Raw genomic sequence first — 5,082 nt, 5'->3', positions numbered from 1 at the left:
GTACAATAGATTGATCGCGATTCAAGTTTTTTCTTATCGCTATATAGGCTTTACTATTAGTCTCATCTTTCGTATCTTCCTATACCACTACTACGAACTATACCACTACTATGAAGGCTATGAAAACGATCTTCCTACTTCATGCTTTCTTCGGCACTATCCTACCTTCCTATAGTCAAGAATTATCTGAGGAACTGCCGGTTTGCCAATGTACGGTAGAACGCCTATCGGGTAATCGGGAGGTAGGTCGCTTGAAAATGACGGTTACCGCTCAGCCTTTAAATCAATCCCGGCTCACCCGTAATGAAGATGTACTTCAGTCAACCGACAGCGCCTCCTATTCTTTGTACCGCACATTTGCATTTAGTCGTGAACTAATTTACCCTTACCTTCATCTTAATGACCAACAGCAAGTCTATACATTGAATTTACAGACCGAACGTTTGTACGCTGGGTTATTATTTATTGGAGCAGCTCAGAATATAACTGACGCTTTTGAACTGCTCACTACTCAGGTACTTCTGCCGGAGCAGTGCTTACAGGCGCGAGTTGTTTTTAAAACTGGTAGTGATGTCGGCGAGAAAATATACCTCTTGCCAGGAAGTTTTTATAATTGATAACATGACCAGTAGCCCATCCTACACTTGGTTCTTGAAGTATACCCTGCCAGTTGCCGCATTCCTATTAATTACCTTCAGCATTCAAGCAAGTTCAGTAGAGCACAATCCGAAATACGTTGTATCAATTTTAATTGGTATAAGCAGCAGCATAATTTTGTTCTGGATGACCTACCAGGACCGGGTAGTGAAAGTAAGATTAGGTTCGCAAAAGATCTCTATTATTTATCAGGGGCGAGAAGAATCCATAGCTTGGTCAGAGATTAAATACATTGATCAACTACTATTTCTTGATATTCCCGTTTACAAGCTAAAGCTAAAAAACCGATTAGGCTACTTCCTCTTCGCTACGCAACCTCATTACGTTAACTTTGGGTTTGGCACCCGGGATTTATCTGAAATGGGCGCGCTTATCAGGAAAAGGAAAAAGGAGTGGGGAATTTGAAGTTTGTTGTACCCACTATCAGTTAATTAGCATATGATAACCCAATATACTGAGAAATACTACCATCAGTTTTACACCTACCTTACTTCTTACGCTCCAATAAGCGATACTTCTTTTGATAAACTGCGCAAATTAATAGGAGTTAAGAGTGTAGAAGAGCAAGAGTATCTATTGCAGATTGGCGAGATAGCTAAAACCCAGTATTTTGTCTGTGAAGGCGTTGTGATTTCTGAGTACCTCAATTCCAATGGAAACGTACATATCAAAAATTTTTTTACAGAAGGCAATCTGGCCGCTTCTAAAGTTTCTCTGATACAGGCCTCTCCTTCAGCATTTGCTCTACAATCATTGAGAGATGGCGTAGTGTTAGCCTTCGATTACCGTAAGTATAGGCAACTGGTGCACAAAAATGATGATCTCAAAAACATTTACGTAGCTTATCTTGAGCAAAGCTGGGTTATTAAGAACGAACAACGGCAAATCGCCTTTGCTACACAAACCGCGACCGAACGGTATCAAACCTTCTTAACTGAATACCCTAATTTAGAGTCAAGAGTGCCTCAGCTCTACATTGCCTCTTATTTGGGAATTACTCCTACCCAGCTAAGCCGTATCCGAAGAAATCTCTTTAAATAGGGGCGTTATCAACATATGTAAATGCGAAGAAGCATTACCCTAGCTACCTTTGTGTCATGAATACACTTTTATTATCCGCTTTAGCTTTTGTGGGAGGCGTATTTTTGGCAATGCAGGGCGGTCTGAATGCTCAGTTAGGAGTATTACTCAAGAATCCGCTTCTCGCCTCATTGGTAGCATTTTTTACGAGTGCCTGTTATGCATTCATAGTAGTAGTAACAACGGTCAAAGACATTCCAACTTTACCGCAATTAAAACAGGTTCCTTATTATTTATGGTTTTGTGGTGGATTGTTTAGTGTGCTAGGTATTGGATTGTACTATTACACGATTCCTAAACTCGGTATTTCCACAATGATTTCCCTCGGACTATGTGGCCAGCTTGTTTTCTCAGTTGTTGCGGGGCATTTCGGTTGGTTTGACCTGCCCACTCAGCCTATTAACTATCTAAAAGCTATTGGAGTAGCTGCCATGCTCGCTGGCATCATATTGATTAACCAATAATATCAGAAGAAGTATGAACATTGTAAAAGAAAACATAGAAAACCTTACGTCTTTATGGGCGATAGTAGGGAAGAAAACAAATGCGTATTATCCTGGCGCAGTGTATGACTACTGCTACATTCAACACTCAGAGTGGCCTAATAAACTGTGGTTTCACAATGATGTTACTAAGGAAAGCTTACAGGCCGCAAAGAAGCAAATACAAGCCGCACCAACAGAAGTTGTACTTGCTCATTGGGATATTTATGGTAGTAATGCCTTTAAGCTAATAGAGTCATCAGGGTTTGAGAAATCATCCGAACAAATAGGAATGTACTTACCATTAAATCAATCATTAGATGTAGAAAGTTCTTTACGGATGGGTGAAGTGAAAAGCAAGAACGACGCTTCACTATGGGAAGATGTTTTTCTAAAAGGGTTTGGCTATAAAATATCGCATCAACTTCTACTACCTGACTACGATAATACCTACTTCTTTATAGTTCATCAGGGTAAAGAACCCGTTGGTACAGTAGTATTACATGCGTGTAGTCCTAATATTATAGGAATTCATAGCATGAGTATTCTTCCCGATATGCGAAGACAGGGGTATGCCAAGCAAATTATGCAAATTTTACTTAGTCAGTCTGTTAAGCAGGGATATCGCTTTGCAACCCTTCAAGCTTCTACAATGGGAAGAGGGCTGTATGAGAAACTTGGGTTTACCGAACATTTTACTATGAAAAACTATACTTTGAAGTAAGTAGCGCATTAAGTAGTCTTAAGAATGAGATTTAGCAGAGTGAGAGTAATAAAACAGCTAAGTTTTATTAAGTTAGAAGGAAGATTAGTTTCTACCTTTTCATCATGAATAACACTCACTTTTCTCCAAACGCATCCCGCCGAAATTTTATTAAAGGTGCTGCTTGCACTGCCGCTAGCTTTATGATTGTGCCTCGCCACGTACTGGGAGGTACCGGGTTTACTGCACCCAGTGATACGGTTACCCTGGGGATGGTAGGAGTGGGTGGCAAGGGCCGGAAGAATACCGAAGCTTTCCTGGCTTTAGATAATGTGCGCATCACGGCGATTGCCGATCCGGCCTACTATTGGAATCTGGCCGATTTCTACTATCGTTCCGAAGCGGGGCGTGGCCCGGTGAAAGATATTATTGAAGAAAAGCACCAGACAGATAATCCATCGTTTCAGATAGCTGAATACGTCGACTTTCGGGAGATGCTGGAGAAGGAAGAGTTGGATGGTATTGTTTGCTCTACGCCCGATCATACCCACGCCTACATTTCGCTGCTAGCAATGCGGGCGGGCAAGCATGTGTACTGTGAGAAACCCCTAACGCATAACATTTGGGAAGCTCGGCAGGTGCAGCGAGTAGCTAAAGAAACCGGATTAGCCACTCAAATGGGTAATAGCGGCCATAGTGCCGATGGCATCCGTCAGACCGTAGAATACTTACGAGCGGGAGCTATTGGCAACGTTGAAGAAATTCATGCTTGGGTTCCTGCTACGCGCTGGGTGCCTAGCTTGCGCGGATTACCCGAAGGCAAATCAACCATGCCCGTCAATTTTGACTGGGATTTGTGGTTGGGTCCTCGGGAGCCTCGCCCGTTTCATGAGCACTACGTACCGGTTACCTGGCGAGACTTCTGGGATTTTGGCTGCGGGGCTTTGGGTGATTTTGGCTGTCATGATATGGATGCTTCGGTGTGGGCATTCAATTTGTCAGCTCCTGAGCGGGTAGCCATTCGTCCGGCGGGTTTCAGCAACGCTGATATTGCCCCTTACGGTGAAATCGGTTACTACGATTTTCCGGCTCAAGGTGATCAAGCAGCCGTAAAGCTAACTTGGTATTCAGGCGGTCTGCAACCAAAGCGACCGGAGATTCTGCCGCAGGGAGTAGACCTACCTCGCCGAGGTACAATGTTCGTAGGTGACAAAGGCATTATCGTTAATGATGGTGGGGATCGAGTTCCGCAAATTTACCCTGAATCAGTAGCCGAATCGCTTAATCCACCCAAACCCAGTATTCCTCGATCTAATGGTCACTTTCGAGATTGGATTGCTGCGATTCAAGGTGGCCCCGAGGCCAGTGCTAATTTTGAGTACGGTGCTCGTCTTACGGAGATCACTCTTCTTGGAGTGCTTTCTCTCCGCATGGGCGGGCAGCCTATCCACTGGGATGCAGAGCAGATGAAAGCTAAAGGATTACCAGAAGCTGACCGGTTTATTCGTGAACCGGTGCGTCAAGACTGGGAAATGAGCTAATCCATTAGCCGTACATTATACTGTCGTGGAGTAGGTTGATAACCTTTGTACGCGCTTTCGTTAAGTAGTGTAGGCGTGTAGATATAAATTGCGGTATCCCAAGGGTTGTACAGCACAACTTCTTCTCGCTGGTCACCGCATACATCCGCTGGAATGCAATGGTACCATCCCTGCCGCTTACTTCCTCTCGGAGGTGGTAAATCAAAAGCAAATAGAGACTCACCCCTTCCGTTCCATAGCTGCCCCCCGTTGTACAGTAATGCCGGTTGGTTATCACCATTCCAATACACCGCTTCCATTCCGGTATTGTTAGGTGATTTATTTAACTGAAATCGCCTAACGACCTGTCCAGATTGATCTACCAGCATTACATCGGGCTGATGACCATGATAGCGAATCATCATTTGCGAACCAGGAACATCGTCATCGAATCGGGCTACCCGTAACTCTTGCCCATGCGGAACGATTTCCTCCCCTAATTTTAGAATAATATTTCCCGTTTCATCTAATATATGACCAAAACCTGAGGCAAAAGCACGCTTTTGCGTTGGGCTGTCCCAGTAGTCTATCGCTACGGCATCCATATTTTGCCCTAGCATCTCTTCCCAGAGTACTCTCC

General features: G+C 43.9%; 7 protein-coding genes. 6 read left to right on the top strand and 1 reads right to left on the bottom strand.

The window, feature by feature from the left end; translation table 11 throughout:
- The first annotated feature begins 119 nt into the window (after positions 1-119).
- The 6 genes from WBA23_RS16340 (at position 120) to WBA23_RS16315 (ending at position 4,463) form a co-directional block, all read left to right on the top strand.
- Complete coding sequence (locus WBA23_RS16340) at positions 120-617, top strand: hypothetical protein (RefSeq protein ID WP_424583357.1); 498 nt, start codon at positions 120-122, stop codon at positions 615-617.
- On the top strand, positions 571-1,062 hold the full coding sequence (locus tag WBA23_RS16335) for a hypothetical protein (RefSeq protein WP_424583356.1): 492 nt from the start codon (positions 571-573) through the stop codon (positions 1,060-1,062). Before WBA23_RS16340 ends, WBA23_RS16335 begins: the two co-directional genes overlap by 47 nt.
- Positions 1,063-1,095: 33 nt before the next feature.
- Positions 1,096-1,698, top strand: a complete 603-nt coding sequence (locus tag WBA23_RS16330; RefSeq protein WP_424583355.1) for a Crp/Fnr family transcriptional regulator — start codon at positions 1,096-1,098, stop codon at positions 1,696-1,698.
- 56 nt (positions 1,699-1,754) lie between these two features.
- Positions 1,755-2,201, top strand: coding sequence for a DMT family transporter (locus WBA23_RS16325; RefSeq protein WP_424583354.1), 447 nt, complete (start codon positions 1,755-1,757; stop codon positions 2,199-2,201).
- A gap of 13 nt (positions 2,202-2,214) precedes the next feature.
- Positions 2,215-2,943, top strand: a complete 729-nt coding sequence (locus tag WBA23_RS16320; RefSeq protein WP_424583353.1) for a GNAT family N-acetyltransferase — start codon at positions 2,215-2,217, stop codon at positions 2,941-2,943.
- 104 nt (positions 2,944-3,047) lie between these two features.
- A complete protein-coding gene (locus WBA23_RS16315) occupies positions 3,048-4,463 on the top strand; it encodes a Gfo/Idh/MocA family protein (RefSeq protein ID WP_424583352.1) in 1,416 nt (471 codons plus the stop codon).
- Here the strand turns inward: WBA23_RS16315 and WBA23_RS16310 are convergent.
- A partial coding sequence (locus tag WBA23_RS16310; protein WP_424583351.1) for a hypothetical protein occupies positions 4,460-5,082 on the bottom strand: 623 nt, incomplete at its 5' end. The genes WBA23_RS16315 and WBA23_RS16310 overlap by 4 nt on opposite strands.

The sequence above is a fragment of the Tunicatimonas sp. genome (assembly GCF_049647865.1).
GTDB lineage: Bacteria > Bacteroidota > Bacteroidia > Cytophagales > Cyclobacteriaceae > Tunicatimonas.
The sequence above is the reverse complement of the archived record's forward strand: the minus strand, read 5'-3'. Positions and strand labels throughout refer to the sequence as shown.